General features: G+C 42.8%; 23 protein-coding genes. 16 read left to right on the forward strand and 7 right to left on the reverse strand.

Going from position 1 to position 26,246, the window contains the following annotated elements; translation table 11 throughout:
• Positions 1-967 precede the first annotated feature (967 nt).
• The 8 genes from AK824_RS00875 (at position 968) to AK824_RS00910 (ending at position 8,606) form a co-directional block, all read left to right on the forward strand.
• A complete protein-coding gene (locus AK824_RS00875; RefSeq protein WP_413772210.1) occupies positions 968-2,332 on the forward strand; it encodes a Do family serine endopeptidase in 1,365 nt (454 codons plus the stop codon).
• 277 nt (positions 2,333-2,609) lie between these two features.
• Positions 2,610-3,818: a hypothetical protein gene (locus AK824_RS00880; RefSeq protein ID WP_057757988.1), complete on the forward strand. Its 1,209-nt coding sequence runs from the start codon at positions 2,610-2,612 to the stop codon at positions 3,816-3,818.
• A 449-nt stretch (positions 3,819-4,267) separates the two neighbouring features.
• Entirely contained in the window at positions 4,268-5,173 is a 906-nt protein-coding gene (gene dapA, locus AK824_RS00885; RefSeq protein ID WP_057757991.1) for a 4-hydroxy-tetrahydrodipicolinate synthase, read from the forward strand.
• Positions 5,174-5,314: 141 nt separating this feature from the next.
• Positions 5,315-5,641: a hypothetical protein gene (locus AK824_RS00890; protein ID WP_227511179.1), complete on the forward strand. Its 327-nt coding sequence runs from the start codon at positions 5,315-5,317 to the stop codon at positions 5,639-5,641.
• Positions 5,642-5,768: 127 nt separating this feature from the next.
• Positions 5,769-6,482: a phosphoribosylaminoimidazolesuccinocarboxamide synthase gene (gene purC / locus AK824_RS00895; protein WP_057757995.1), complete on the forward strand. Its 714-nt coding sequence runs from the start codon at positions 5,769-5,771 to the stop codon at positions 6,480-6,482.
• Between the two features lie 299 nt (positions 6,483-6,781).
• A complete protein-coding gene (locus tag AK824_RS00900) occupies positions 6,782-7,342 on the forward strand; it encodes a hypothetical protein (RefSeq protein ID WP_057757997.1) in 561 nt (186 codons plus the stop codon).
• A 282-nt stretch (positions 7,343-7,624) separates the two neighbouring features.
• Positions 7,625-8,257, forward strand: coding sequence for a DNA-3-methyladenine glycosylase (locus tag AK824_RS00905; RefSeq protein WP_057757999.1), 633 nt, complete (start codon positions 7,625-7,627; stop codon positions 8,255-8,257).
• A 37-nt stretch (positions 8,258-8,294) separates the two neighbouring features.
• Positions 8,295-8,606, forward strand: coding sequence for a YqfO family protein (locus AK824_RS00910; RefSeq protein ID WP_057758001.1), 312 nt, complete (start codon positions 8,295-8,297; stop codon positions 8,604-8,606).
• 142 nt (positions 8,607-8,748) lie between these two features.
• Here the strand turns inward: AK824_RS00910 and AK824_RS00915 are convergent, their stop codons facing one another.
• From AK824_RS00915 to AK824_RS00930, 4 genes are all read right to left on the reverse strand, one after another.
• A complete protein-coding gene (locus tag AK824_RS00915; protein WP_057758003.1) occupies positions 8,749-9,123 on the reverse strand; it encodes a hypothetical protein in 375 nt (124 codons plus the stop codon).
• An 84-nt stretch (positions 9,124-9,207) separates the two neighbouring features.
• Positions 9,208-9,870, reverse strand: coding sequence for a hypothetical protein (locus AK824_RS00920; RefSeq protein ID WP_057758004.1), 663 nt, complete (start codon positions 9,868-9,870; stop codon positions 9,208-9,210).
• A gap of 739 nt (positions 9,871-10,609) precedes the next feature.
• Entirely contained in the window at positions 10,610-10,813 is a 204-nt protein-coding gene (locus tag AK824_RS00925; protein ID WP_057758006.1) for a CsbD family protein, read from the reverse strand.
• A 437-nt stretch (positions 10,814-11,250) separates the two neighbouring features.
• Positions 11,251-12,492, reverse strand: a complete 1,242-nt coding sequence (locus AK824_RS00930) for an NADH:flavin oxidoreductase/NADH oxidase family protein (protein ID WP_057758008.1) — start codon at positions 12,490-12,492, stop codon at positions 11,251-11,253.
• A 210-nt stretch (positions 12,493-12,702) separates the two neighbouring features.
• Between AK824_RS00930 and AK824_RS00935 the strand changes: the two genes are divergently transcribed.
• Together AK824_RS00935 and AK824_RS00940 are read left to right on the forward strand one after the other, a co-directional pair.
• Positions 12,703-13,401 carry a TetR/AcrR family transcriptional regulator gene (locus tag AK824_RS00935; RefSeq protein WP_057758011.1) on the forward strand — a complete coding sequence of 233 codons (699 nt, stop codon included), beginning with the start codon at positions 12,703-12,705 and terminating at the stop codon, positions 13,399-13,401.
• A gap of 64 nt (positions 13,402-13,465) precedes the next feature.
• Complete coding sequence (locus AK824_RS00940) at positions 13,466-15,664, forward strand: molybdopterin oxidoreductase family protein (protein WP_057758012.1); 2,199 nt, start codon at positions 13,466-13,468, stop codon at positions 15,662-15,664.
• 89 nt (positions 15,665-15,753) lie between these two features.
• On the opposite strand, the gene AK824_RS00945 is transcribed toward AK824_RS00940, so the two are convergent.
• Positions 15,754-17,079 (reverse strand): D-amino acid dehydrogenase, encoded by a 1,326-nt coding sequence (locus tag AK824_RS00945; RefSeq protein WP_057762281.1) that lies wholly within the window; start codon positions 17,077-17,079, stop codon positions 15,754-15,756.
• Positions 17,080-17,170: 91 nt separating this feature from the next.
• A complete protein-coding gene (locus AK824_RS00950; RefSeq protein ID WP_057758014.1) occupies positions 17,171-17,923 on the reverse strand; it encodes a CAF17-like 4Fe-4S cluster assembly/insertion protein YgfZ in 753 nt (250 codons plus the stop codon).
• A gap of 297 nt (positions 17,924-18,220) precedes the next feature.
• Between AK824_RS00950 and AK824_RS00955 the strand changes: the two genes are divergently transcribed.
• Positions 18,221-18,574 (forward strand): zinc ribbon domain-containing protein YjdM, encoded by a 354-nt coding sequence (locus AK824_RS00955; protein ID WP_057758016.1) that lies wholly within the window; start codon positions 18,221-18,223, stop codon positions 18,572-18,574.
• A 103-nt stretch (positions 18,575-18,677) separates the two neighbouring features.
• Positions 18,678-19,979 (forward strand): glutamate-1-semialdehyde 2,1-aminomutase, encoded by a 1,302-nt coding sequence (gene hemL / locus AK824_RS00960; RefSeq protein ID WP_057758018.1) that lies wholly within the window; start codon positions 18,678-18,680, stop codon positions 19,977-19,979.
• Between the two features lie 161 nt (positions 19,980-20,140).
• On the opposite strand, the gene AK824_RS00965 is transcribed toward hemL, so the two are convergent.
• Positions 20,141-20,476 carry an Mpo1-like protein gene (locus tag AK824_RS00965; protein WP_227511221.1) on the reverse strand — a complete coding sequence of 112 codons (336 nt, stop codon included), beginning with the start codon at positions 20,474-20,476 and terminating at the stop codon, positions 20,141-20,143.
• Between the two features lie 460 nt (positions 20,477-20,936).
• Here AK824_RS00965 and ppx point away from each other — a divergent pair, with 460 nt between their 5' ends.
• From ppx to proC, 4 genes are all read left to right on the forward strand, one after another.
• Entirely contained in the window at positions 20,937-22,502 is a 1,566-nt protein-coding gene (ppx, locus tag AK824_RS00970) for an exopolyphosphatase (RefSeq protein WP_057758022.1), read from the forward strand.
• A gap of 177 nt (positions 22,503-22,679) precedes the next feature.
• On the forward strand, positions 22,680-23,483 hold the full coding sequence (locus AK824_RS00975; RefSeq protein ID WP_057758024.1) for an acetyl-CoA carboxylase carboxyltransferase subunit alpha: 804 nt from the start codon (positions 22,680-22,682) through the stop codon (positions 23,481-23,483).
• Between the two features lie 167 nt (positions 23,484-23,650).
• Positions 23,651-25,210: a tRNA lysidine(34) synthetase TilS gene (gene tilS, locus AK824_RS00980; RefSeq protein WP_057758025.1), complete on the forward strand. Its 1,560-nt coding sequence runs from the start codon at positions 23,651-23,653 to the stop codon at positions 25,208-25,210.
• Positions 25,211-25,388: 178 nt separating this feature from the next.
• Positions 25,389-26,222: a pyrroline-5-carboxylate reductase gene (gene proC, locus AK824_RS00985; RefSeq protein WP_057758027.1), complete on the forward strand. Its 834-nt coding sequence runs from the start codon at positions 25,389-25,391 to the stop codon at positions 26,220-26,222.
• The last annotated feature ends 24 nt before the right edge of the window (positions 26,223-26,246 follow it).

Raw genomic sequence — 26,246 nt, forward strand, 5'->3', positions numbered from 1 at the left:
ATTAATCCTTTTATAATCTTGTCATATTTTATATCTATCGATAGCTGTTATAAGATAGTCGCTACCGTTTATTTAACATTAAGTTGTTATCCGTTTTTGTTGTAGCCAAGCCATCGCACTGATAGCCATCATGAATCACAACATAAGCTAGATATGATATAACTACTATAAAGTAGCAAAGACAAAAGCGCTTCTAGATAAATCACAATATGCTAGAAATGCAAAAGATGGAAAACAAGAGTGATGATAGCCAGTTCATAAGCCTGCAATAAACAGCCTCATATACAAGCTAACTTTTGTTTGTTTAGTAAAATATTTGGTTTGACATCATACCATGATTTTATTTCAAGCTGATGTAAGCCGTACCTGCTAAAAAGCTATCTCAAGGCCATAAAAGTATACGAAGCCCATATGAAATAACGCTGCCTTAGGTTATCCTGCACTATGCAAAAGGCATCAGCACAATACTTCAAGTTTTTATTTATCATACAGTAGCTGCGTGGGGCATGCACGTCGCGCGCACAGGATAATAGGGTTGGCGCTATGAAATGTCATATACTGAACGTTGAAAGTATTTATTTTTATAAGACGCTATTAATCATGTTCTACACTATTAACCATCTTCTAAAGACAAGCGCTCTATAAGTATTCAAGTAGTGAGTAGTGATAAAAATAAGCGTAAAGTAACGGCTAAATAGCTATGACCATAAGTTCGAATAAAAGTGCTGTGCCGCATAAATAGACAAGATAAATAGATAAAAGAATATAGTTTCACCAAATAGTAACGAATAGGGGCATGCCGCTTGGTGTAGTCGCTATCGCTGACAATCATAACGTGGCTGTTAATAACAGCGATTACTCATATGGAGGACACAAAATGCCTATCAATATGTTCAAAGGACAGACCACTGCTAATATGCAGCGCTGGTTACAACGTAGTGCGCTGGCACTTGCTGTTAGTACCGCGATGTTTGCTAGTATTAATGTCACGACGATAAACAGTGCTCAGGCTGCAGTCACGACGGCTGATTTCTCTGGTTTGGTGCAACAAGTCACGCCAGCAGTGGCACGTGTCAATGTTACCAAAACGATTAGTGAAGCCGAGCTTGCTAAGGCTCAGACTGCTGAAGTGTTGCGTCAGTTCTTTGGTGATCGTCTGCGTATACCGGATCGAGTCGCGACGCCAGCGATTGAACATGCTTATGGTACGGCCTTTTTTATTACCTCCAATGGATATATGCTGACCAACCATCATGTCATCGCAGGTGCGGACAAAATCACTGTGACGCTCAATGATAGAACTGAGCTTGATGCAACCTTAGTCGGTAGTGACGAGCGCTCAGATGTGGCCGTGCTAAAAGTTGAGGGAAATCAATTTCCAGCCCTGCCTATTGGCGACTCCAGTGGTCTAAAAGTAGGGGAGCCAGTATTAGCAATCGGTTCGCCATTTGGTTTTGACTACTCAGCCTCTGCCGGTATTGTCAGTGCCAAGTCGCGTAGCTTCTCGCGTGAGACCAGTGTGCCATTTATCCAAACAGATGTAGCATTAAACCCTGGTAACTCTGGCGGGCCACTATTTAACCAACGCGGCGAAGTGATTGGTATCAATTCGCGCATTTTTAGTGGTACTGGCGGTTATATGGGTCTGTCATTCTCTATCCCTATTGACGCTGCTATGGATATTTATGAGCAGCTGAAAAACGACGGTGAGGTGGCGCGTGCTTATTTAGGAATCTATCCACAAGATATCGATCGCAATCTGGCCGAGGCTTACAATTTAGAGCGTCCTCAAGGTGCCTTACTGACTCGTGTATCACCAGATTCACCGGCACAAAAATCAGGCCTAAAACCTGGTGACATCATTTTGCAATACAATGATGTACAAATCATGGAGGCATCAGACTTGCTGAACTTGCTCAATCGAGCGCGTCCAAGCGACCTCTTCCGTGCGCGGGTTCAGCGTAACGGTAAGCAGATGGTGATTAACGGTAAGCTCGCTTATGCGCCCAATGATGTAAGAGCACAGAGTGGTGATGAGCAAAATGACGATGTACAGTTGGGCTTGCGTTTACGCGATTTGACGGCAGATGAACAGGCAGAAATCGCTGTCGATAATAAAACGGGCATATTGGTTACCACAGTGGATCCTACTGGATTGGCCGCACGCTCAGGTATTCTAGCAGGCGATGTCATCACTAACTTTCATCAAAAGCCGATTAAAACAGTGGCAGACTTTTCAGGTGCTATCTCTTCTCTTCCTAAAAAAGGCGTGGTCACTATAGAAGTTATACGCCAAGGCATTCCTGCTATTATTGGTCTACGTATTGAGTAGGTGTCATGATTAAAGCGTGGCTGTGAATGTTACTGTTAATGTGACTAATAACGTAACTCAGATTACGGTACAGAGTATAAAGGCAGCGCGCACGTCAATAATTGTGCTTGTCTATCATGGAGGTCGACCTCTATAATGTTTGGTTTTTTATCAAACAGCTAAGAGTAAGACCTCAATAGCAATCCATTCGTTAAGTGAGTTATTGATCAATCAATACGCTCTAAGGTGGGCCGAGTCGCTTAGTAGGCTCGTACCATTATGCAACCGCTAGGTAATTATGACTGACCCCGCTCTACATACGCTTATTACAACGACGTCAGCAGCACTGCTAGCGTACATTGCACTGTGGTCAGGGCTACAAACGTTTAATGCCAATCCTACCAAGCGCTTTATACGTATTTGGGTGAAGCTTGCATTATATTATGCCGCTTATACGATGCCTGTTTGGGCGATATTGCTTATCATGGTTTGGTCACAGGACCTGATGCCGATGTTAGCGCAGCTATCACTACCTGCCGTACTGATGGCAATATTAATGATGGGTTTATACTTTTATACTGTCATTGTACAGCCCAACCGCTTACGACTAGAGCATCATTCTATTGACTTAGACTTATCTACACCGCTCAAGGTCGCCGTATTGGCAGATTTACGTATAGGGATATACGGTGGTAAGCCGCGTCATATTCGCAAGTTGGTCTCTACTATTAATGCCTTGTCAGCAGACGCCGTACTGATTACGGGCGACTGGCTATACTATCCAAGTGCAGATTTAGTGGGTCAGTTAATGCTATTTAAAGGGGTCAATAAACCTGTTTATACAGTCATGAGCACCTCGGACTTGCGTTATCAATCTATGAATACGACCAAACAAGGTCAGCCACTATTAGAAGATACATTGGCCAGTACTTTTGATGTACTCGATATTAACTATATCGGTCAGCAATGTACGTCGCTGCCACTCAAATATGCAAGAGCAACAAATAAGCAGTCAGTCGTTAACCAGTCTGCTCATCAAACTAATAATCAAAATATTGTTGATCAAGAAAATTCAAATATAAATTCATTAGTAGCGGTGCTTTGCGGCTGGCAAGATGTACCCAAGCAATCTACAGATATCGAAACGTCAGAGGCGACTGATAAAGCAGTGCTTGGATCAGAGATTGCCAATGCCACCAGTCCAGTGATTATCTTGGCATCACGATTTGATAGTATCAGTGATCTGCCAAAATCTTTACAACCACGCCCTTTGTTGATAACCGGTGCTGCAAAAGCTATTCAAAAGAATATCCTGCTTGCTCAAAAACAAAACGACATTCGACGCAGTAGTGAGCAGTCAGCATTGCTATATAACAGTCGCATGGGTAAGCAGCGCGGCCTATATCAACATGCAAGTGCACAGATATTTGTCAGTAGTGGCATCGGTACGAGAGGGTTGCCTTTTCGATTCTATCGACCTACTATCGATGTGTTGACGATTCGTTAATATTACATAAGAGACTTATCAGCGCACGTTGATTACGCTAAACTGCTCCTGTAGTAGTGCGATTATTTATTTGGAAGGTTTTAGGCCAAGCTTTATATATATAAGCAAAAAATAATTCCCGTTTTTTGGTACTAAAATTATGTGCTGACTGCCAATTGATTGATAGCGGTCAAATCAAAATATGCTACACTAACGAGCACTCTTATTATTATATTTCTGTCGGTTAGTAAGCAGGCCTTTACTCTTGGTAAATTGCCATCACGACACTGATATCGTAGATATAATCATCTAGGATAAAAACGCCATTATAGTAATTAGAGACGCAGCATTAACATCAAGTAAGTTACGCCATCAGCGTTTATCAACGCATATAAAGCAATGGCCACTTGCAAACGACCTATCATGTGACAGCTTTAATAAAAGCTAGGATAATACAGTAAGGCACGGTTATGAGCACAGCATACGACGAGATCAAAACCCGACTACAAGGCTCAATGGTAGCTTTGGTAACGCCCATGCACCCTGACGGTAAGGTCGATTATAAACGTCTCGCAGATCTCATAGATTGGCAGATCGAGCAGGGCACGCACTGCCTTGTGGCTGTTGGTACTACTGGTGAATCAGCGACTCTATCTATGCAAGAGCATAGCGATGTCATTCGCTATTTTGTCCAGCATGTCAAAGGTCGTGTACCGGTTATCGCGGGTACTGGTGCCAACAACACGATGGAAGCCATCAAGCTGACTCAGGATGCTGCCGATGCAGGCGCAGACTGTGCGTTGCTCGTTGCTCCTTACTACAATAAGCCGCCACAAGAAGGCTTATTTCAGCATTATCAAGCCATTGCCAAAGCCGTAAATATACCGCAAATGCTGTATAACGTGCCTGGACGTACAGTGGTTGATATCGCTCAAGACACGGTCGAGCGTTTGTGTGACATCGATAATATCGTTGCTATCAAAGATGCGACAGGATCTGTCGATCGCGGTGAGCAATTGATCAAAGCTGTTGGTGACAGAATGGTTGTGCTATCTGGTGATGACGGCACTGCACTTGATCTAATGAAAGTAGGCGGCAAAGGCAATATCTCAGTCACTGCTAACGTGGCGCCAAAAGCCATGAGTGAGACTTTTTCTGCAGGTTTGCGTGGCGATTTTGAAGCGGCTGGTAAAATCCATGACGTGGTCAAGCATCTGCACCGTGATCTATTTATCGAATCAAGCCCTATCCCAGCGAAGTACGCCTTGCATAAAATGGGCATTATCGATAAAGGTATCCGTCTGCCATTGGTTTGGCTCGCCGAGCAGCATCATGCGACTATCGATGAAGCATTGGTTCGAGCAAACATACGATAAATTGATATTTAGCCAATTGATATTCGGCGATTTAAGACTTGCTGCACATTAGATGAGTGCCATTCGAGCTAGCAGCAAGTCAACTTATCACGATAAGTCAATCGCCTACATGAGCAATAACTGCTAACTCAGAGAGACAACATGATGACAGTAACATCAAAGACAGCATCATCAACGAAAAAATTATTTCCAGCAATGCTGACCTTGGTTTTGGGTAGCACTTTGGTATTAGGCGGCTGTCAAGCGACCAAAAACCTGCTTGGTAAACGTGATAACGGCAGCTTAGATTATCAGCAAAGCAAAAAGCTTGCACCGATAGAGCTACCTGCCGCACAAGAAACGGCACCCTTTGTACCTTTGTATTCAACACCTAATGCTGGGGCAAACACGCTCCAACTACAAAATGAGTCAGGCAATCAGTATCAGCTGCCAAAACCTCAGCGTGCTGTTAGTAACACTTCGAACTAAACTTATTCCCTTATCTATATCGCTGACTTTTGCGTTTTTATCATAGCCGCAAACCATGTATCTTACATCAGTCAGCGGTAGCTGCGCGTTTTTACCACATAAGCTTGAACGAACAGGAACCCCCATAATGCAAAAGCAACAACTGCTGTATAAAGGTAAAGCCAAATCTGTCTATGAAACAGAAGATAATGATCTTCTGATTTTGCACTTCCGTGATGATACCTCAGCGCTTGATGGTAAGCGTATCGAACAATTAGCACGTAAAGGTGTGGTTAATAACCGCTTTAATGCTTTTATCATGCAAAAATTGTCTGATGCTGGTATCGAAACACATTTCGAGAAGCAATTGTCTGATGACGAAGTGTTGGTTAAACGCTTGGACATGATTCCTGTAGAGTGCGTGGTGCGTAACTTTGCAGCTGGTAGTTTGGTGCGTCGTTTAGGCTTAGAAGAAGGTCAAGCGTTGACGCCGCCAACTTATGAGCTTTTTTATAAAGATGATGCGCTAGGTGATCCGATGGTTAACGAATCACTTTCTGTATCTCTTGGCTGGGCGACCAAAGAGCAATTGGCTAAGATGGAAGAGCTCACCTATCAAGTCAACGATGTACTAAAGGCATTGTTTGATGCGGGTGATTTAATCCTAGTTGATTTCAAACTAGAGTTTGGCGTATTCCATGACCGTATCGTATTAGGTGACGAGTTCTCACCAGATGGCTGCCGTATCTGGGACAAGAACACTAAAAAGAAACTTGATAAAGACCGTTTCCGTCAATCATTAGGCGATGTGATTGAAGCTTATGAAGAAGTGGCTGACCGTATCGGTGTACCATTAAAATAAGTATCTGATACTTAGCATAAAATAAAAAACTGAGCCATGTGCTCAGTTTTTTTATGGCATTATATTTATGATGGTTCCTTAGTGAGGACTTGAACATAAGGCTGTGAGCTAATGGTATCAACGTTTTAACTTTCTGAGATAGTCGCAATGTACTTCATAGCATACTTAGCATACATATTATATCTATGGTCAGCGTGCTATACATGTCTTGTACTTAATACGTCTATGTAAACTAATCACACTGGAATCTGGCATATTAACAATACATTCAACAAGCTGCTACTTGGAAAAATCAGTAAATGAACTTAAATTTTCGTGATTTATCTACCCTTGGAAAGCTATACATTATTTTTTTAACCTTTATGGTTGTAGTAGGCACTATCTACATGCTTATTGTGATGGATGTAGATAGAAAATCTGATGAATATCCGGTTGATAAATCAAGTATCTATAGCAGTAAAGGCGTTTTAACACTAAGAGAAACTTATAGTAATGAGTATTGGCTAAACCTAAATAGCAATGGAAGCGATACGATTATTAATTGTTATTTGGGTGCGCGAATGCCTAATGGGAATGGCGGTTGTCGCATACCTTTTGAAAAGATAACTCTTATTCAAGGTAAGGAAGTTACTGTTCATTGGTATAAAATCCCTAAATTATATTGGTATCATAACCCTTATAAGCAACTGATAAGTATTAGCGTTGATGATGAAATTATTTATCAGACACCAAAAGGTAAGAATCAACTTCTGGTAAATGTTGGTCATGCCTACTTAATGCTTGTGTTATTTATGGGAAATATCTTAATGTTTTTCGTCATTAGATATCTTATTAAGTCCAATTTTAGTGAGTTTAAATAATTTAAATTAGAAGATCTTTATAGCGTATACGATAAGAGAACCATTTATCTCACTCTTAAAACCTATTAACAAACCACCATAATGGAACCACTTATAACAGACTGCAATTCCTATCTATTTATCAAGCAGTATTACTCTTTAGGCACAGGCTTGTAGTTTAGCTCGTATAGAAAATCAAACATAGCGCCAACACTGTCCCCGATACCTTATCTTACTTTTATGCTAATTTACTAGTGCTTACTCATATTGATTAAACCATAAAAATAAGAAAAGGTTTCGCTGATGTCTACTGCCTCATCAACCGTTTTAGAGCCTGACTGGTTCACTCGTCCGACCTGTGTGGTCGCTGCTGACCTGATTGGTAAAGTATTATGTCGACAGCTAACCGATAGTGATGGACAGCAAAAAACGCTACGTATGCGTATCTCTGAGACCGAAGCCTATATTGGTCAAGATGATCCCGCTTGCCATTCACATGCAGGCACTCGAACGTCGCGCACAGAGATTATGTATGAGCAAGGTGGCGTGTTCTATGTCTATTTGACATACGGTGTGCATCATATGCTAAATTTGATTAGCGGCTCTGTAGAGTCGCCTGAATCTGTATTGATTCGCGCTGGGTTTTTGGCCGATGATAGTGACCGTCTGATTGAAGAGCAACAACTCAGTCCAGATAAGCAGTTTACACATCTTAAGCAGTTCGCAGGCCCTGGCAAATTGACCAAACGCTTGCAGATTGATCGCGATTTATATGGCAAATCTATCTCGCCGACATCAGAAGTTTGGATAGAAGAGGATGGTTGCCAACCACCTGTATCACTACGCCCACGTATTGGTATTGATTATGCAGGTGATGCCAAAGACTGGCTGCTACGTTATATATGGACCGATCACCCTTCTTTATCTAAGAACTAGCAAATTGAGACTAAAAACCATTCTATGAGGTAAACCTATGTATAAGTTGACCGTTTTTATTCCTGATGCAGCGTTAGAACAAGTGAAATCTGCTCTGTTTACTGCTGGCGCTGGGAAGATTGGAAACTATGAGCAATGTTGTTGGCAGGTACGAGGAGCCGGTCAGTTTATGCCATTATCAGGCAGTATGCCGCATATTGGTATACAGGATAGTTTAGAAACGGTCGATGAGTGGCGAGTGGAAATGGTAGTGGATGAAGTATTTATCGATGCTGCTATTACTGCGTTAAAAGAAGCGCATCCCTATGAAACGCCAGCTTATGATGTGATAGAAGTTTTAGATTTTTAGTTTTATATAGAAAAATACCAGATTCTTGAGTGTAAGAATTCTCATAAAAAAACCAAATAAATCATTTGATGACTTATTTGGTTATAGAGTTTTTGTTGTTTCAACTGAGTATCAACAGCGAATATCAGACCCTAACAACTGATTAATCTTTTTTAAGTTTAATCACGTTGTAGCTTGGATAGCCTAGCTCGATTTTATAATCGTCGCGTCCACGTTCAGCCTTTATCTTAATCTTACGATCACCGTTTTTATACTTAACGTCTTTGACACGATATCCCATGCTACGGACTTTACTAGCAGCTCGTTGCTCGACAACGGAGACATAGCTGTTTTTATCGTTCTTTTTGTCTTTGTGTTTTTTATGGCCTTTATTGTCCTTATGAGTATGCTCGTATAGGTCGTCATAGCCATTGTAGCCATTCGGCGCAGTCACACAGCCTGTGGTCACTGCCAATAAAGCTGCGACTATGCTGCCAGTCGCTACCGTTTTTAATGTTGCAAATGATAGAGTCTTCATAATGATCTCCTAATAATATATCGTTGCTCAATATGGGTAAAAGTTAAATGTACCGAGGTAATTAGCTAAAAATGCTGCAAGTAATCAATCTTTTCTGACTTTGATCACATCTAAATTTGGATAACTTAATAATATTTCGTACTTCTGTGAACCTCGCTTGGCCTCAATCTCAAAGACACCGCGCTTATTTTTTTCTTCAAGATCGATATCTTCAACACGGTAGCCCATAGCCCTTACTTTGTTGATAGCACGGCGTTTGATAGCTGGGTAACGTGATTCTCTTTTAATAGCGTCTTCGACATCGGCTTTTTTATAGCGCTGACCATTTTGATAATTATCTTGATGCTTGTTTTCTTTATAGCGGTCATTATCCTTGTGCGACTTATTATTATTCCAGTTATCTGGCCATGCTTTTTTGCTTGAGCTGATGAGTCTTAGGGCAGGGTAAGTATATTTTAGCTCGTAGGCTTGGTTGTTCTTTTTAGCATAAGCCGTAAGAGCTCGATCACCACGGTAACTATCAGCTCTGATATCTATAACTTGATAGCCTTTGCGGCGCAAGTCTTGTCGAAGCTGCTGACTTACGCGATTAAAATCATTGTTTTGGCTATTATTATCACCACGATAGACAGGCTGACTGTCATATCCTGAGCCTACAACTGTACAACCCACTGTCGTACCCAATAATGCAATGACAAGACTAGTAGACATAATTGCCTTAATAGAGAAGGAGTTTATCGTTTTCATGGGGCAGTATCCTATAATGGTATGAAGTAGGCGATATATGTTAGAAGTATCTATATTTGCTATAACTATAAGATTTTTAATACATTTTTGTGCGTTGAATGAGTTCGTAATCAATAAGTATTTTTAGTAGTTTATTTTCCGAAATATTTCCTTACATTATCTATAATAGAGTACAAAACTTTGCGCTAGGTGTCATTTGCGTTAATAAGTTGTAATAATTGTGGTAAGTAAAATAGATTGCGTGTAAGCATATGCTTACACGCAATGACGTTTACGCGACTTAACATACGAGTGAGAGTTAGGCATTATAGTCACACGGCATTAGGGAATGTGACTCAAGGATTGAGTTGACCGCATTAAGGATAATGATTCGATAACTAGCGTCAGGATGACAATAGCAATTGAAGTAAGGACACAGTCCCTTTGCTGATAGCAGCAAGTAATACTGAAGCTGTAGTGTATTGAAAAGGGCAGGATGCCCAGTATCACAATATACTGAATATTTGTGCAAGGATGCATGAAAAGCAGTCGTGATAGGTAACATGGATAGTTAACAATAAAACCGCATAACAATTGATTGCTATGCGGTTTTATCGTGTCTGGAGAATGGTAATTTATTTCTCCAACAGCTTATCTGTACAGTATAAATCTGCCATAAAAAAACCGCATATATTTCTATGCGGTTTTTCAGTTTATTTAGTACAGTAATTATGCAGCAAGTATGCATGCAATGAATATATTAGTACTTATTTTCTACACGCCAGTCATCGACTTCACGCTCTGCGTCTTCTTTGGCATGACCATAGCGCTCTTGTACGCGGCCTACTAGCTTGTCACGGCTACCTTCGATATGGGTAAGGTCGTCGTCTGTTAGCTCAGCCCATTTTTGTTTAACTGAACCTTTCATTTGGTTCCATTCGCCTTTTAGAGTATGTTCATTCATTGTATTCTTCCTTTTATTGAACTTATTGTGTTTGATTTATTTTTTAGTAACTATTTTGGTTCTTATTTCACGATATCTATTACTGATACTACTATTTAATTTTTATTCTAATTGTATTGCACAAGAATAAAGGATTTTTTCCAATTATCTTGTGAGATCAAATATAGGACTTTTCAATTCAGCTGTCTGTATATGCTATGTTTATAGTGTTACTTAATTATAGTGAGGGTTTACTAAGTGTTATCTACAAGGCTGTTGTAGTAGTGCCACGTAAATTGCGTCTATTGTGCGTGATAATAATTTTTTCTATGAACTTGTTTTTTATATGAATATTAAGAAAATATATTATTTATTCAAAAATACTTATGTAGATAAAAAAGCAGATACTCAAAAATAGAGTAGCTGCTTTTTTTATTATCTTTAAAATTGATTAAAAACTATCTCGTTGGATATTTATTCAAATACTGATGATAGCGTTTGGTGAGTTTCTTTATTCGTATACGATCAGAAATCAAGGAGAAAATTGGCGACGCATTTGGTTTGGGGGATTTTCCTTGCCCCATGCGCTGTAATTGTCGCTTGATGACAGCCATTGTAGCAACCGCACTTAAGGTCTTATCTTTCCAGCGTACCACAGGATTATGAGCACTGAGCGTACTGTCACTTTTCCAGTTATTCGGTAGAGCGGGGTTAATGGCTAATGCGGTTCCCATACCAACCATATCAACCCCTTGCGCCAGTACATCTTCTGCGACAGCCAATCGTCTAACGCCACCTGTCGTCATAATAGGCATGGTAGCAATTTGAGCAATCTCTTTTGCGAAGTCTAAAAAGTAAGCTTCTCGTTGCAACGTGCGACCATCTGCTGTGCTGCCTTGCATGGCTGGGCTTTCATAGCTGCCGCCTGATAGCTCAACTAAATCTACCGCCAATTCATTCATCGCTGAAATAACCACTTTAGCATCATCTGCATCAAATCCTCCGCGCTGGAAATCGGCCGAGTTTATCTTAACAGCGACTGCGAAGGTAGGCGCAACTTTAGCACGAACGGCTTTGACTACTTCGATCAATAGTCGCATACGATTCTCAACCGAACCACCGTATTTATCTTTACGTTTATTGGTAAGCGGTGATAAAAATTGAGAAATTAGATAGCCGTGGGCGGCATGAATTTGTACACCATCGAAGCCAGCCTGTTCTGCTTTTAGTGCACTATCGGCGAACCGTTGGATCAATTGTTCAATATCTTGCTGCGTCATCGCACGCGGTTTACCAAATAAATGAGAGTGCTTGCCCAAGTCAATTGCCACGTCAGAAGGTGATAGCACATCGCCGCCCATGGCAGCATATACTTGACGGCCAGGATGGTTGAGCTGCATCCAAACATGGGTATCGTTTTGCTTGGCAGCATTTGCCCACGCTCTAAAAGGCGCTATCTCACTGTGTTTGTCTAATACGACTCCACCAGGCCCTGTCATAGCGCGGCCATCGACCATCACGTTTCCCGTGATTAACAGACCTGTCCCGCCTTCGGCCCAGTTTTTGTATAGACGGAGCAGAGTAGGGCCAGGGACTTGACCGACATCAGCCATGTTTTCTTCCATGGCAGCTTTTGCTAAGCGGTTGGGTAATGTAGCGCCACAAGGCAGCACTAAAGGGGAGAATACAGGTGATGTCATGATGGTGGCCTAAAAATAGTTATTTTGTGAAGCATGAGTTCGACTATGGGTTTGGCTATAGACATATGGTTTAAATGACTATAACCTTATAGCTAAGATATTCGCTATCGGCAATTGACCATTATCATCACATTTTTTTGGCACAATATCACCTAAGGTAAATTACTGGTGTGTCGATATAATTATCTATTGAATAGGAAAACTTCTGCATTGAATGTATTAGCGCAAGATTTGACAGGCCCAGTAGAATCTAAACGTGAGCTGGCGAAAGCTAAGACTCGGCGTGCGTTATTAAAAAGTGCCTTGCGGTTGTATAGTTTGGAAGGTGCTCAGGGCATGAGCATGAATAAAGTTGCCAAAGGTGCAGGTATCGCCCAGCCCAGTTTTTACAATCATTTTGAGAGTCTAGAGGCGCTACAAAATGAGCTGAGCGCCCAACTAAAAGACAATTATCTATCACCGATGCGACTGGCATGGGTCAATATGCTCAAAGATTATGATGTGTTGAGTAAAGATCAGTTTAATCAGCAATGTCGACAATGCCTGATTATGATTTTTGATTCTGCATTTGAGAATATTGCGCTGTTTCAGCATTTGCTCGAAGACCGTCCTAGATTTAGTGACAGTATAGAAAACCAGTCATCATTGAATAATGGACTGGGCAATCTGATTACCGAAATACAAGAAGAATGGACAGAGATATTTATTCAGGGATTGCAGTTATCCAATCGTACTTGCGAGCGTAGTGCTGTCAATCTATGCGTCGATATGGCGGCGGCACAAGTACATGAGTTGATATTGGGCTGTCATCAGCAGCGTTACTCAAGACAACAAGCGATTGCCACCTTGAGTATCAGCTTTGATGCACTGTTCGCCAATTTTTTGCACGGAAGCAATACTAGTCAGTAATGATAATTAGCAAAAATTATTGTCATGAAATCTAGAACAAAAAAACACAACAGGGAGAGTGACTATGGCCACAACCACGGCTGCACCAACGTTAGGCGAAGCGCAAACGCATTTTAGAACTTGTACATTGTGCGAGGCAATGTGCGGCGTCGAAATAAAGCACGACGGCGAAAAAGTATTATCGATTAAAGGCGATAAAAATGACCCTTTTTCTCAAGGATATATTTGCCCGAAAGCCACGGCTTTGCAAGATTTGCATGAAGATCCTGACCGTTTACGTCAGCCAGTAGAGAGAACGGTAGACGGTTGGAAATCTATTAGTTGGCCAGAAGCGTTAGATAAAGTTGCTGCAGGTATTCAATCCATACAGCAAAAGTATGGTCAAAATGCGTTGGGTGTTTATCTAGGTAATCCTAACGTACATAACATGGGCGGTATGTTGACCATCAAACAACTGCTTACCAGTTTAAAGACACGCAGTCGTTTTTCTGCCACTTCTATCGACCAGCTGCCACATCATATTATTAGCATGCATCTGTTTGGTCACATGCTGCGTATTCCAGTTCCTGACGTCAATCACACGCAATACATGCTGATCATCGGTGGCAATCCACTGGCTTCCAACGGCAGTATCATGACTGCGCCCAACATGCGCCAAAAGCTAAAAGATATCAAAGCGCGCGATGGCAAGGTAGTAGTGGTTGATCCAAGACGTACCGAAACTGCCGACATCGCTAGTGAGCACCATTTTATTCGTCCAGCGACGGACGTACTGCTGCTATTAGCTATGTTGAATGAAATCTATACGCAGGGCTATGCAAAGCTCGATACTAGAGTGGCTACCTTGGCACCTGAGATCGATCGACTTGCTTTGTTTGCTGAACAATACACACCTGAGTCAGTGGCAGATATCACGGGTATTACCGCAGCCGAAATCAAACGTATCGTTAAAGAGTTTTGTGAAGCGGAAAGCTCAGTTTGTTATGGCCGTATGGGCATCTCAGTGCAAGAGTTTGGTTTGCTCAGCCAATATCTATCTATGGTCATCAATATCGTCACGGGTCGTTTAGATGAAGTGGGCGGACTCATGTTCCCAAATCCTGCTGTCGATGTTGTGAACAGCTCAGGCCCAGGCTATTTGGGTAAACGTCACAGCCGCGTCAGTAACTTGCCAGATTTTAATGGTGAGTATCCAGTGGTTGCGATGGCAGATGAGATGTTGGTCGAAGGGGAAGGCCAGTTAAAAGGATTCGTTACGGTCGCTGGCAACCCGGTTCTGAGTACGCCAAATGGTGAAAAGTTGGATGAAGCACTATCTCAGTTAGAGTTTATGGTTTCGCTTGATTACTTTGTGACTGAGACCAGCCGCCATGCCAATATTATTCTGCCGCCTGTATCGCCATTAGAGCGCGACCACTATGACATTACTTTTAATGGTTTTGCCGTGCACAATGTCGCCAAATATTCGCCTGCTTTGTTTGATAAAACTGACGATACCAAGCATGATTGGGAGATTTATTTAGGACTGGCAGATCGCTTAGACAAAGATGCGCCAGAAGCAACGCAAAAAGAACGTGCCGCGACAAAAGCCTTTGGTCCTAAGTTCTTGTTAGAGCAAGGTCTTAAGTATGGACCTCATAAAGAGGTGACATTTGAAGCACTGGTCGAAAACCCACATGGTATCGATTTGGGTCCACTACATCGTATGTTGCCAGAGGCTATTAAACACGCCGATAAGCAAATTCATCTTCATGTAGATTTTTATCAGTCAGATTTGGCACGTGTCAAAGAGATGGTACAGCAGTACAATAGTAATGAGATTTTGCTAATCGGTCGTCGTCATGTACGTAGCAACAATTCATGGTTGCACAATAGCCATCGATTGGTAAAAGGTAAATCTCGCTGTACATTGATGTTGCATCCGCAAACAGCAGCACAACATGGCATTGTAGACGGTCAAGATGTCAGAGTAACTTCTCGAGTGAGTAGCGTGGTCATTGCAGCAGAAGTGACGGATGAGCTGATGCCAGGAGTGGTCAGTATTCCACACGGCTTTGGTCACGGTCGCAAAGGGGTTAAGCAAAAGATTGCGCAAGCGCATGCAGGGGTTAGCGTTAATGATTTGACTGATGAGACGTTGATTGATCAGTTGAGTGGTAATGCCGCCGTTAATGGTGTGCCTGTGCAACTAGAAGCATTGGATATGGATGTAGATGGTTTATTTGCTGCTACAGAGACTTTAGCGGAAGGCTCACTAGCATAAAGTTAATCATACCTTTGTAAAAGTATAAAAAAGGCGTTCACGTAAAATGAGCGCCTTTTTTTTGCAATCCGAATACATCACTGAGCTGATTAAACGCTCATACCGACGAAATCAAAATTGACATTAGGGGTTTCGCCTTGGATTAGCAAACTAAGGGCTTTTGCAGAGCCGCAAGAGTGTGTCCACCCTAATGTACCATGTCCTGTATTGAGCCATAAATTGTCAAAAGTTGCTGAAGCATTATGACTACCATGTTTGACTTGACCACAGTGTGCGCGACCAATAAGGGGCACGTTCGATGGGGTCATCGGGCGCAGTCCTGTCCAATATTGCACCGAGTTTGCGATGATACCTTTCGGAAATAATTGCTGTACACGCCTAGTGATGGCCTCACAGCGCGTGGCATTTAAGTCTAGGTTGTAGCCATTAAATTCTGCGGTGCCAGCCACCCGTAATTTATCACCCAATCGTGAGGTGACCAGCTTAAATTCATCATCAATCAAGCTAACAAAAGGCGCTAAATGCGGCGCTCGTGGGTTGACGGTATAAGTAGCCGAATAGCCTTTTGCCGGAAATATTGGCGCGTGTATCCCCAAAGGTTTTAGCAGAGGTACGCTGTAGCTGCCAAGCGCGACCACATGATTATCAGCCGTGAAGGTCTGCGCATTTTCGCCTTTTGGACGGATAGTAATACTGTGTACATGCGGACGCGCAGAGTCAGTATCAGTATTGAGTGCTAAAATTTCGGTATCATATAAAAACTGTACGCCATCGTCGATACAGCGCTGCGCCAAACGTTGGGTAAACAGGTGTGCATTGCCAGACTCATCACGACTGGTATAGGTTGCTCCAGTCAGCTTATGAGCAATTGGGTAAAGGGCTGGCTCTAAATTGACAGCATTATTAATGTCAATCACGTAGCGCTCACAGCCAAGCGCTTGCATGCGTTCGGTTGGTTCGATGGCAGCATCAAACTCTGCCTGATTGGTATAAAAATGCATGATACCGCGTTTTTGCTGCTCGTAGTCGATACCAATATCTGCACGCAGCTGCTGCAAAGCGTCTCTAGAATACAGACCCAGACGTACCATTTGTACGAGATTGGCATCGGCTCTATCGGCGCGGCATTCTTGTAGAAACTGCATGGCCCATTTGAGTTGGGCTTTGTCAGCCCGCAAACGATACAGTAGCGGGGCATCCTCCTTAAACAACCACTTGAGTGCTTTCATCGGGGTCGCAGGATTGGCCCAAGGCGTGGCATGTGAGACAGATATTTGACCACCATTGGCGAACGAGGTTTGCATACCTGCTGCTGATTCGCGCTCAATCACAGTCACATCATAGCCTGCTTGACGAAGATACCAGGCGGTGGTGATGCCCACCACGCCTGCTCCGAGTACCGCAATATGTGTCATAGGATTCTCTATGCTCATGTTAATCATGATGGTAGCGCTGTATTGATCTACCATCACCTTTGCTGCGTCGCTTGCTTAATCCGATTTACTTTTATTTTGGACGTGCAACATCTACCTGTAGAGCAGCTGGCAAGTCCAATATGCTCAAATCGCTTTCTACTAACTGTTCAGGGCGAGCAACGACAAGAGCTATAAAACCCTCGTCATTTTTCATGGCATTGACCACTTGGATTTTATCAAGTTTGTCACCTGCGCTTGGTGCTTCACCGGTGCCTTGTACATAGTGCAAAAATGCTTTGGGTGCAGATTTAAAATAAATACGAGCGATGACTTCTTGACCCAGATAGCAGCCTTTGTCGTAATCCATGCCGCCGCGCTGATGCAGACGCAGCTCTTGCGGTTGGAACTCGCCTTGAGTGGCGGCTACGATCCAATAGTTACCAGTGGCAATACTGCATTGCATCCAAGCTTGTGTATCCTCAGTCGTATCATGGTCATCTTTATGGCTAAAAGTTGGTACATTATCAAGGACACAAGGATAAATAGCGACTGGTGCACTGGTCTCAAACTTTGAAAATGCACCATATTTCTTAAGGTGTGCTTGCAATGACTCAGCGCAGTCGCTACTTATGACTACATCATACTGCTTTTCGGCTTGTTTCTTAATCCAAATACCAAATTCAATACGGCCTTTTAAGTTACCGATGGCGGCTGCCTGATAGCTAAGCCCAAGTTTGGTAACATCACAGGTCAATTGTCCTTGAAAGAATTTTTCGGCGTCTTCGCCTTGAATAGTCAATTGTGAAAACTGCGGCAGTGCTGATGTGTCTGGAGACTGAGTCATTGTTATTATCCTTCTGATGAGAGCTTACTTAGTAATAATATAGATGAAATCGAAGTGATAAAAAATTATATGAGCGCTTTTATCATTGACAGTATTTGTGCACATAAATCTAAATGAGGCTAAGAAGAGTACCACAAAAAACCCTATCATAAAAAACGTCATCAGTAAGCGATGAGTTAAGTGTTAAATTGGGCATAGCGTTTGATTTTCAAGCGTACCAATTGGTTAAAGATGGTGAGTTACGGTACAATATCAGCTCTACAATTAACTTAATGTACGATGGCTGCCGAGGAAATAATGAGCTTACCAAATTGCCCTAAATGTGATGCTGAATATACGTATGAAGATGGTGCGTTACTGGTATGTCCTATGTGTGCTCATGAATGGACGGCGGCTGAGACTGATGCAGCACAAGCTGAAGACCAAGACGCAGTCATACGTGATGCTGTCGGCAATGAGCTACAGGACGGCGATGCGGTGACGGTCATTAAAGACCTAAAAGTCAAAGGCTCTTCAATCGTGATTAAAGTAGGAACGAAAGCGAAAAGCATACGTCTGTTGCCAGATGCTACTGACGGTCATGATATCGACTGTAAACTTGATGGCTACGGACCAATGAAGCTTAAGTCTTCTGTGGTCAAAAAAGCTTAAATTGTAAAAACTTCTTGAAAGATACGATAATAAACAAATATAAAGCAGACGTTTAATCACAAAACATTGTCGTTATAAATGTCGCTATAAGTAGAGAATAATTATGAGTACTAAAAACGAACAGCTTTTTGCGCAAGCACGTAAACATATCCCAGGTGGTGTTAACTCACCAGTTCGCGCCTTTGCAGGGGTCGGTGGTACGCCAATCTTTATGCACCGTGCCAATGGCAGCAAAATTTATGATACCGAAGACAACGCCTATATTGACTATGTTGGCTCGTGGGGCCCAATGATTTTGGGTCATGCGCACCCCAAAGTCATCGATGCGGTGAAAAAAGCGGCTGATGACGGTTTGAGCTTTGGTACACCAACGCCGTTTGAAACCACCGTTGCTGACAAGATTTGCGACATTGTGCCGAGCGTTGAAATGATTCGTATGACCAGCTCTGGTACCGAAGCGACCATGAGTGCGATTCGCTTAGCACGTGGTTATACCCAGCGTGACAAAATCGTTAAATTTGAAGGCTGCTACCATGGGCATTCAGATAGCCTATTAGTAAAAGCAGGCTCTGGCATGCTTGATATTGGTGAGCCAACGTCGAAAGGCGTGCCAGCAGACTTTGCTAAGCATACGATTACGATTCCTTATAATGATCCGCAAGCGATTAAAGACTGTTTTGAGAAATGGGGCGAAGAAATTGCCTGCGTTATCTTAGAGCCTATCGCTGGCAACATGAACATGGTTATCCCAACACAAGAGTTTCATGATACGCTGCGCGCAGAATGTACAGCTAATGGCGCAGTATTGATTTTTGATGAAGTGATGACTGGCTTCCGCGTTGGTCTTGGCGGTGCACAAGCACACTTCGGTATCGACCCTGATTTAACTTGCTTTGGTAAAATCATCGGTGCAGGTCTGCCAGTAGGCGCTTTCGGTGGTAAAGAAGAAGTCATGTCTTGCATAGCACCACTTGGCGGTGTCTATCAAGCTGGTACATTATCAGGCAATCCACTAGCGATGCGCGCTGGTATCGCTATGTTTGAAGATTTAACCGCAGAAGGTTTCTACGACGAGTTAGCAGCGAAAGTTGATCACCTAGTGGATGGTTTCCAAGCAGCAGCTGACAAACATGGTATTCATCTACGTACCAATAAGCTTGGCGGTATGTTTGGCATGTTCTTTGTCAAAGACAGCACAACCGAAACACCAAAGAACTTCGATGACGTGACAGAGTGCGATATGGACGTATTTAATACTTTCTTCCACGGTATGCTAGATCGCGGTATTTACTTGGCACCGTCAGCTTATGAAGCAGGATTTATGTCTATCAAACATAGCGATGAAGACATTGATGCATCAATCAAAGCGGCTGATGAGATATTTGCAGAAATGGCGAAGGCATAGTTTAGCCATTTAAGCTATTAGCTCGTTAAAAAGTTGCAGTTTAAAAAACCAGCAAGATCGTCCTGTGATCTCTGCTGGTTTTTTTGTTTATCGATATCTTATTTATAATCGTATTGGGAAGAATATAAAGTTTGTCACTTAATTTATATGGCGACTAAACTTTATCGTGCTTTATCAAACTTACGATCTCTCAAGCTCAGATTGCCTCGTAGCACATCGCTATACATACGAAAATCACTGACAAAGCTTTTCAATGGAAACTTAAAAGAAGCGGGCTTGTTCTTTTCAAAGAAAAAGTGTCCAACCCATGCACAAGCATATCCAGCGGCAATGCCCTTTACCAAAGGTTTGGCTGAGCCAGTTTTGACAGACTTTGCCAGTCCTAATAAGCCAAAGCTACTGCCTGCGAAATGTAGACGGCGACAGGCCATGTTTTGATGCTCATCTAAGTAAAAATCATAAAATGCCTGTTTAGGCGAACTTTCAGTTTTTACCATGTCTTTTTTAGCGCTGCTGATAGGGGTCTCAGTAGTTTGGGTAGCGTCTTTTGTAGTGGTCTGATTCATGTGACTAGCTTCCTTGCTGGTGGGTTTGATAACTATTAATTGCAGATGATTTTTAACCGATTAGTTGGTGGCTTTTGAAGTAAATTATACGGATAAAAATTCTGTAAATAACGGTTTTTTATCATGATATTGATAGCTTTCAATGTAGCAAACCGATATGAGTAACACAAGCGCTAGATGCTGAGCCGATACCTGTCAGCTTATAGGGTGGTTTTTTATGTTCCCACTACAGTTTTGCATCGCTTGCGAGTGTTTGGCATAAATGCTTTAATAATAAAATTGCCCTGATTTTTGTGGTTACTACTTTTTTCTATACATGTGATTTTATAACTATATAGCACGTGATTTTGGTAAACTATCCACTCTTTCTAACACGGTGACGACTTGTCCTATGCCTATTGACTACCTTACGAATCCGCCAATTGGCGATGATGAAATGATGGCAGCCATCGATATTGGTTCCAACAGTTTCCATTTAGCTATTGCTCGTCTTGACCATGGGGAAGTGCGAAAAGTAGTCTCGATGTCTGAAAAGGTACAGCTCGCTGCTGGATTGGATGAGAATAATATTCTAAGCGCAGCAGCCGAACAGCGTGGTCTCGATTGTTTGAGTCGGTTCGTGGCGCGCTTGGATTCAGTACCCCCAGAGCGTATTCGTGTGGTTGCGACCAACGCCTTGCGTCAAGCCAAAAACGCCAACGACTTTATTTCCCGTGCTAATAAAATCCTGCCAAAACCTATTGAGATTATCGCGGGCCGCGAAGAGGCACGATTGATTTATTTGGGCGTCTCACATACCAATGAGAGTAGTGATAAGCGCTTGGTTATGGATATTGGCGGCGGTTCGACAGAGTTTATTATTGGTCAAAATTTCGATCCATTATTGACTGAAAGTTTACAAATGGGCTGTGTTTCTTTTACCCAAAAATTCTTTGCTGACGGCCTGATTACTAAAGAAGCCTTCAATAGTGCAATTTCAGGTGCACGTAAAGAAGTCTTAGCGATTAATGGTCGTTATCAAAAGACAGGCTGGAGTAGCGTAGTCGGCTCAAGCGGTACAATCAAAGCGGTGCGTAATGTCCTAGTATCAAAAGGTTGGGCCGATGAGCAAGAACGCATCACTTATAGAGGCGTCAAAAAATTAGAGAAATTGCTGATTAAGATTGGCAATATTGATGATATCGAGTTAGAAGGCGTCAAAGAACATCGTAAAGCCGTATTTCCTGCTGGTGTGGCAGTATTGCGCGCGGTGATGAAAGTGCTGGGCGTTGAGACCATTACCTACTCAGATGGTGCGTTACGTGAAGGTGTTATGTACGATATGCTCGGACGCTTTGCTAGTGAAGATGTGCGTGACCGCAGTGTCTTGGCATTAATCAAGCGTTATTCAGGAGACAAAAAGCAAGCCAAGCAAGTGGTGAAAACCAGCCGTCATTTATTTGAACAAGTAAAAGACAAGCTTGCGCTGTCCAATGATGATTGCGACTTGCTCAGACGTGCTGCATTCTTGCATGAGATAGGACTGGCAATCAGTCACAGTAGCTATCACAAGCACAGCGCGTATTTGCTGGAGTACTCGGATATTCCAGGATTCTCGCAAGTCGATCAGAAACGCATGGCGCAGCTGATGCTGAACCATCGCCGCAAGCTCAAAGCCGATATGCTAGAGCAGACTTGTCAGATTGGCGGTGATCAGTTGGTTTATCTCTGCTTATTGTTGCGCCTTGCCGTACTGGCACATCATAGTCGCAGTGATTATGCGCTACCAGAGTTAGAATTAAAGGTAGTCGCTGAAAACAGCTGGCAAATCACCTTGGCGGATAGCAGTGAGCATTATGCTTTCTTGCTCGCAGATTTACGTACTGAGATTGACCAGTTTGCTAAGTGGGGCGTACAGCTTAGTGTGATTGAAGCTCAAGAGGCCGAGACTCCAGAGGTTGAGCAGTTACCATTGTAGGTATTGAGTTAAAGATTAACGTAACAAAAGCGGCGTTGTCGATAATGTCATGCTATTTAAGATGTGCTACTATAGCTCCTATTGAGTTTACAACTGTACTTTCATTATCTGAATACGGATAACGATATTATTCTTAAACATAAATACATTAAGTATAATTATTATAGGGAAGCGTCTATGAGCACTGTCTGGGATAGTGTGCAGCTTGCACGACACGCCAAGCGTCCATTATTTATGGACTATGTTAATCAGCTTTTTACCGAATTTGACGAGTTGCATGGCGACCGTGCTTTTGCCGATGACAAAGCCATTTTGGGTGGTCTTGCACGTTTTGATGGTCAGCCTGTGATGGTGATTGGTCAGCATCGTGGTCGTAGCACCCGTGAGCGTATTGCTCATAATTTTGGTATGGCCAATCCTGAAGGCTATCGCAAAGTGATTCGTTTGGTCAAAATGGCCGAGCGCTTTAACATTCCTGTGATGACCTTTGTGGATACCCAAGGTGCTTACCCTGGTATTGGTGCAGAAGAGCGCGGACAAGCGCAAGCGATTGCAGAAAGCATTGCTGTATTTTCTAGTCTGAAAGTGCCTGTGATTGTGACTATCATTGGTGAAGGCGGCTCAGGTGGCGCATTGGCGATTGGTGTCGGTGATAAAGTAAATATGCTACAAAACAGCATTTACTCAGTGATCTCTCCTGAAGGCTGTGCTTCTATCCTATGGAAAACCGCTGAAAAAGCACAAGACGCTAGTGAAGCGCTAAAGTTAAACGCCATCAACCTGTATCAAATGGGTTTGATTGATGCCGTTATCGAAGAAGGTGAAGGCGCACATATTCAGCCACAGCCGGTGATGAATGCCCTTAAAGCATTGATTACTGAACAACTTGATGAGATTAAAGATTTAGATCCTCAAGAGCGTTGTGAGCTACGTTATGAAAAGCTAAAGTCTTTTAACTCAGAAGTGATGTTACCTGCTTAATTGGTTAATAGGATTTTTCTGTTATTAAGCCGCTATTATTTAATAGCTGGCTTTTCATATTAGAGTCTGAGTCTTAGTGCTAAAATAAAAACGTGTCATTTAATGGCGCGTTTTTTTTTGGCTGTTAGTATATGAAGCATCTAAAATAACGAAAAATAAGGCTGACTATGACCAGCAGCGCAATCATCTCACATCCTATTAAATCAATTGCCGATTTGCCAGTTGATAAGACACTAGCAACCGCATTATTGAGCAGTATGTCTGTTTATAGTGATCAGTTGCATGGTCGTCGTCTTTGGTTGGCATGTAGTGGTGGGCGTGATTCATTGGCACTTGCGGCGCTGTGTGTGCAGCTCTACCGACAAGGTAAGTTGCCATGCTTGCCGCAGCTTTTACATGTCGATCATGGCTTACAATCGGATAGTCAGCATTGGGCCAAGCATGTTGCCAATTGGGCGCAAGCGCAGCAGTTGCCTTGTCGCATTTTACAGGCACAAGTGAATGGGCATGATGAGCAGGCCGCTCGGCAAGCGCGTTATAATATTATGCGTGCTCATATTAACCAAGATGATGTATTGCTATTAGCGCATCACGCTGATGACCAAGCTGAAACGGTGCTGATGCGATTGATTCAAGGAGCAGGAGTCAACGGTCTGTCTGGTATACAGCCGTGGAGTGTACGAAGACAAGGCGGGCAGCGCAATGTCCTGTGGCGACCTTGGCTCACCATAAGACGCGCAACTATCAGCGCCTATGCCAAACGCTTAGCGCTGCCTTACATCGATGACCCTACCAATAAAACTGGAGATAATGTACGTAGTGGGTTACGCCGCGATATCATGCCAGCACTGGCTACGTACAACCCCAACGTCATTGATAATATTGCTCGTAGTGCGCAGCTGTTAAGTGATGCACAGGAAACAGTCAATGCTCAAGCTATACAGGACATGCAGCAGACGGAGAGTACAGACCTGCAACTTTTACCCGCACAGCGTGTATTAAATATTGATGCGTTGCAACAGCTACCCATGTATCGTCAGCGGCAACTACTGCACTATTGGCTGGGTCAAGATGAGCCGTTACCACCTGTTAAGCAACTCGTCGATGATGTGTTAACTCTCAGCCAACGTGATGACCAAGATCATCAAACAGAACTGTTTTGGCAAGGTCGTAAGGCATCTTATACCATTCGCCGCTATCGTCAGCAGCTCTATCGTATGAGCAGCGAATGGATGTCTTGGCTGAAGCTACCACTGACCGAGCAGGTACTGACTTTATCTAGTAATTTATTTAGTCATTCAGCTAATAATTTAACATCGCTCACCATACGTAGCAGTGATCGTTATACTTGGCAGTTGCAAGTAAAGGTAGATGCGCTGGTACGATTGTTAGAAAATAGTGCGGACGGTATAGCACAACAGATAGTGTTAAAAATAGTGCCATTAAACCGTGAGCAACGGTTAAAGACCGAGATGGCTGCGCGCCCACAAGCAGGCAAAAAACTGTATCAAACGCTTGGGATTCCACTATGGCTACGAGACAGCTTAATGGTAGTCAGCATTACCCTTACAAAAAAATCTGAAGATGGAAGCGACATACAAACTGATATTCCTCTGTTACTAGCATCACCATTTGAGAGTTGGCTTTTGAGTTCTGAGCAGACGGATAGCGATGCTAAAAGCAATCAATTGGCTGAGTACATCAGAAGTGAGCTTAGTCTAAAATAAAAAGTGTCAAAAGTTTAATATCTGTTGGCTGACTCGTTGATTTTTATCAGGTTGATGTCAGGCGCGACATTTTGAATTTATCAAACGGCGATAGTGGCAGTATGATAAACTGAGTGTCGTTTTACATATCAGTATGTTAAGTTGAATACCTTTTGAATTTTGTGACTAGGAGACAAGTATGTCGGTATTAGATAATAAAAAAATCAGTTTTATTGGTGGCGGAAACATGGCACAAGCGCTCATTAGCGGGCTTGTGGGTTGCGGCATCAAACCAAATCTAATCACGGTCGCCGATCCTAGCAGCGATGCACGTGAGCAATTAGCTGCCAAAGGTCTAAATACTGTTGATCCAATGGCTGATCCTAAATCTGCTGTGATCGGTGCGGATATCGTAGTGCTAGCAGTCAAACCACAAATGATGAAAGTAGTGGTAAGTGCTTTTGCTGATGTACTAGACACTCAATTGGTCATTTCAGTGGCGGCAGGCTTATCGACTGATCTTTTATCAAACATGTTGGGCGGCTATAGCAATATCGTGCGTGCAATGCCAAACACGCCTTCTATGATTCAAATGGGTGCGACTGGCCTTTATGGTACAGACAATATCTCAGCAGAACAGAAGCAGCTAGCAACAGCCGTTATGGAAGCATCAGGTTTGGTCATGTGGGTCGATGACGAAGAGCATATGCATGCCGTTACAGCTGTATCAGGTTCAGCGCCAGCGTATATGTTTTACTTCATCGAATCGATGGTCGATGGGGCAGTTGCATTAGGGCTGGATAAAGAACAAGCCTCAGCGCTTGCTATGCAGACCATGTTAGGTGCTGCAAAAATGGCGATGAATAGTAATGATGCACCAGCTGAGTTACGCCGTAAAGTTACTTCACCGAACGGTACTACTCAGGCAGCGGTCGAGTCAATGCAAGCCAATGAGGTTGGTCGTCAAATCAGCGAGGCCATGCAAGCTTGCTATGATCGTAGCCAAGCGTTAAGTGAAGAGATGAGTAAGTAAACACTGACAAGGTGTGCTGTGAGT

Origin of the sequence: Psychrobacter sp. P11G3 (genome assembly GCF_001435845.1) — a bacterium.
Taxonomy (GTDB): domain Bacteria; phylum Pseudomonadota; class Gammaproteobacteria; order Pseudomonadales; family Moraxellaceae; genus Psychrobacter.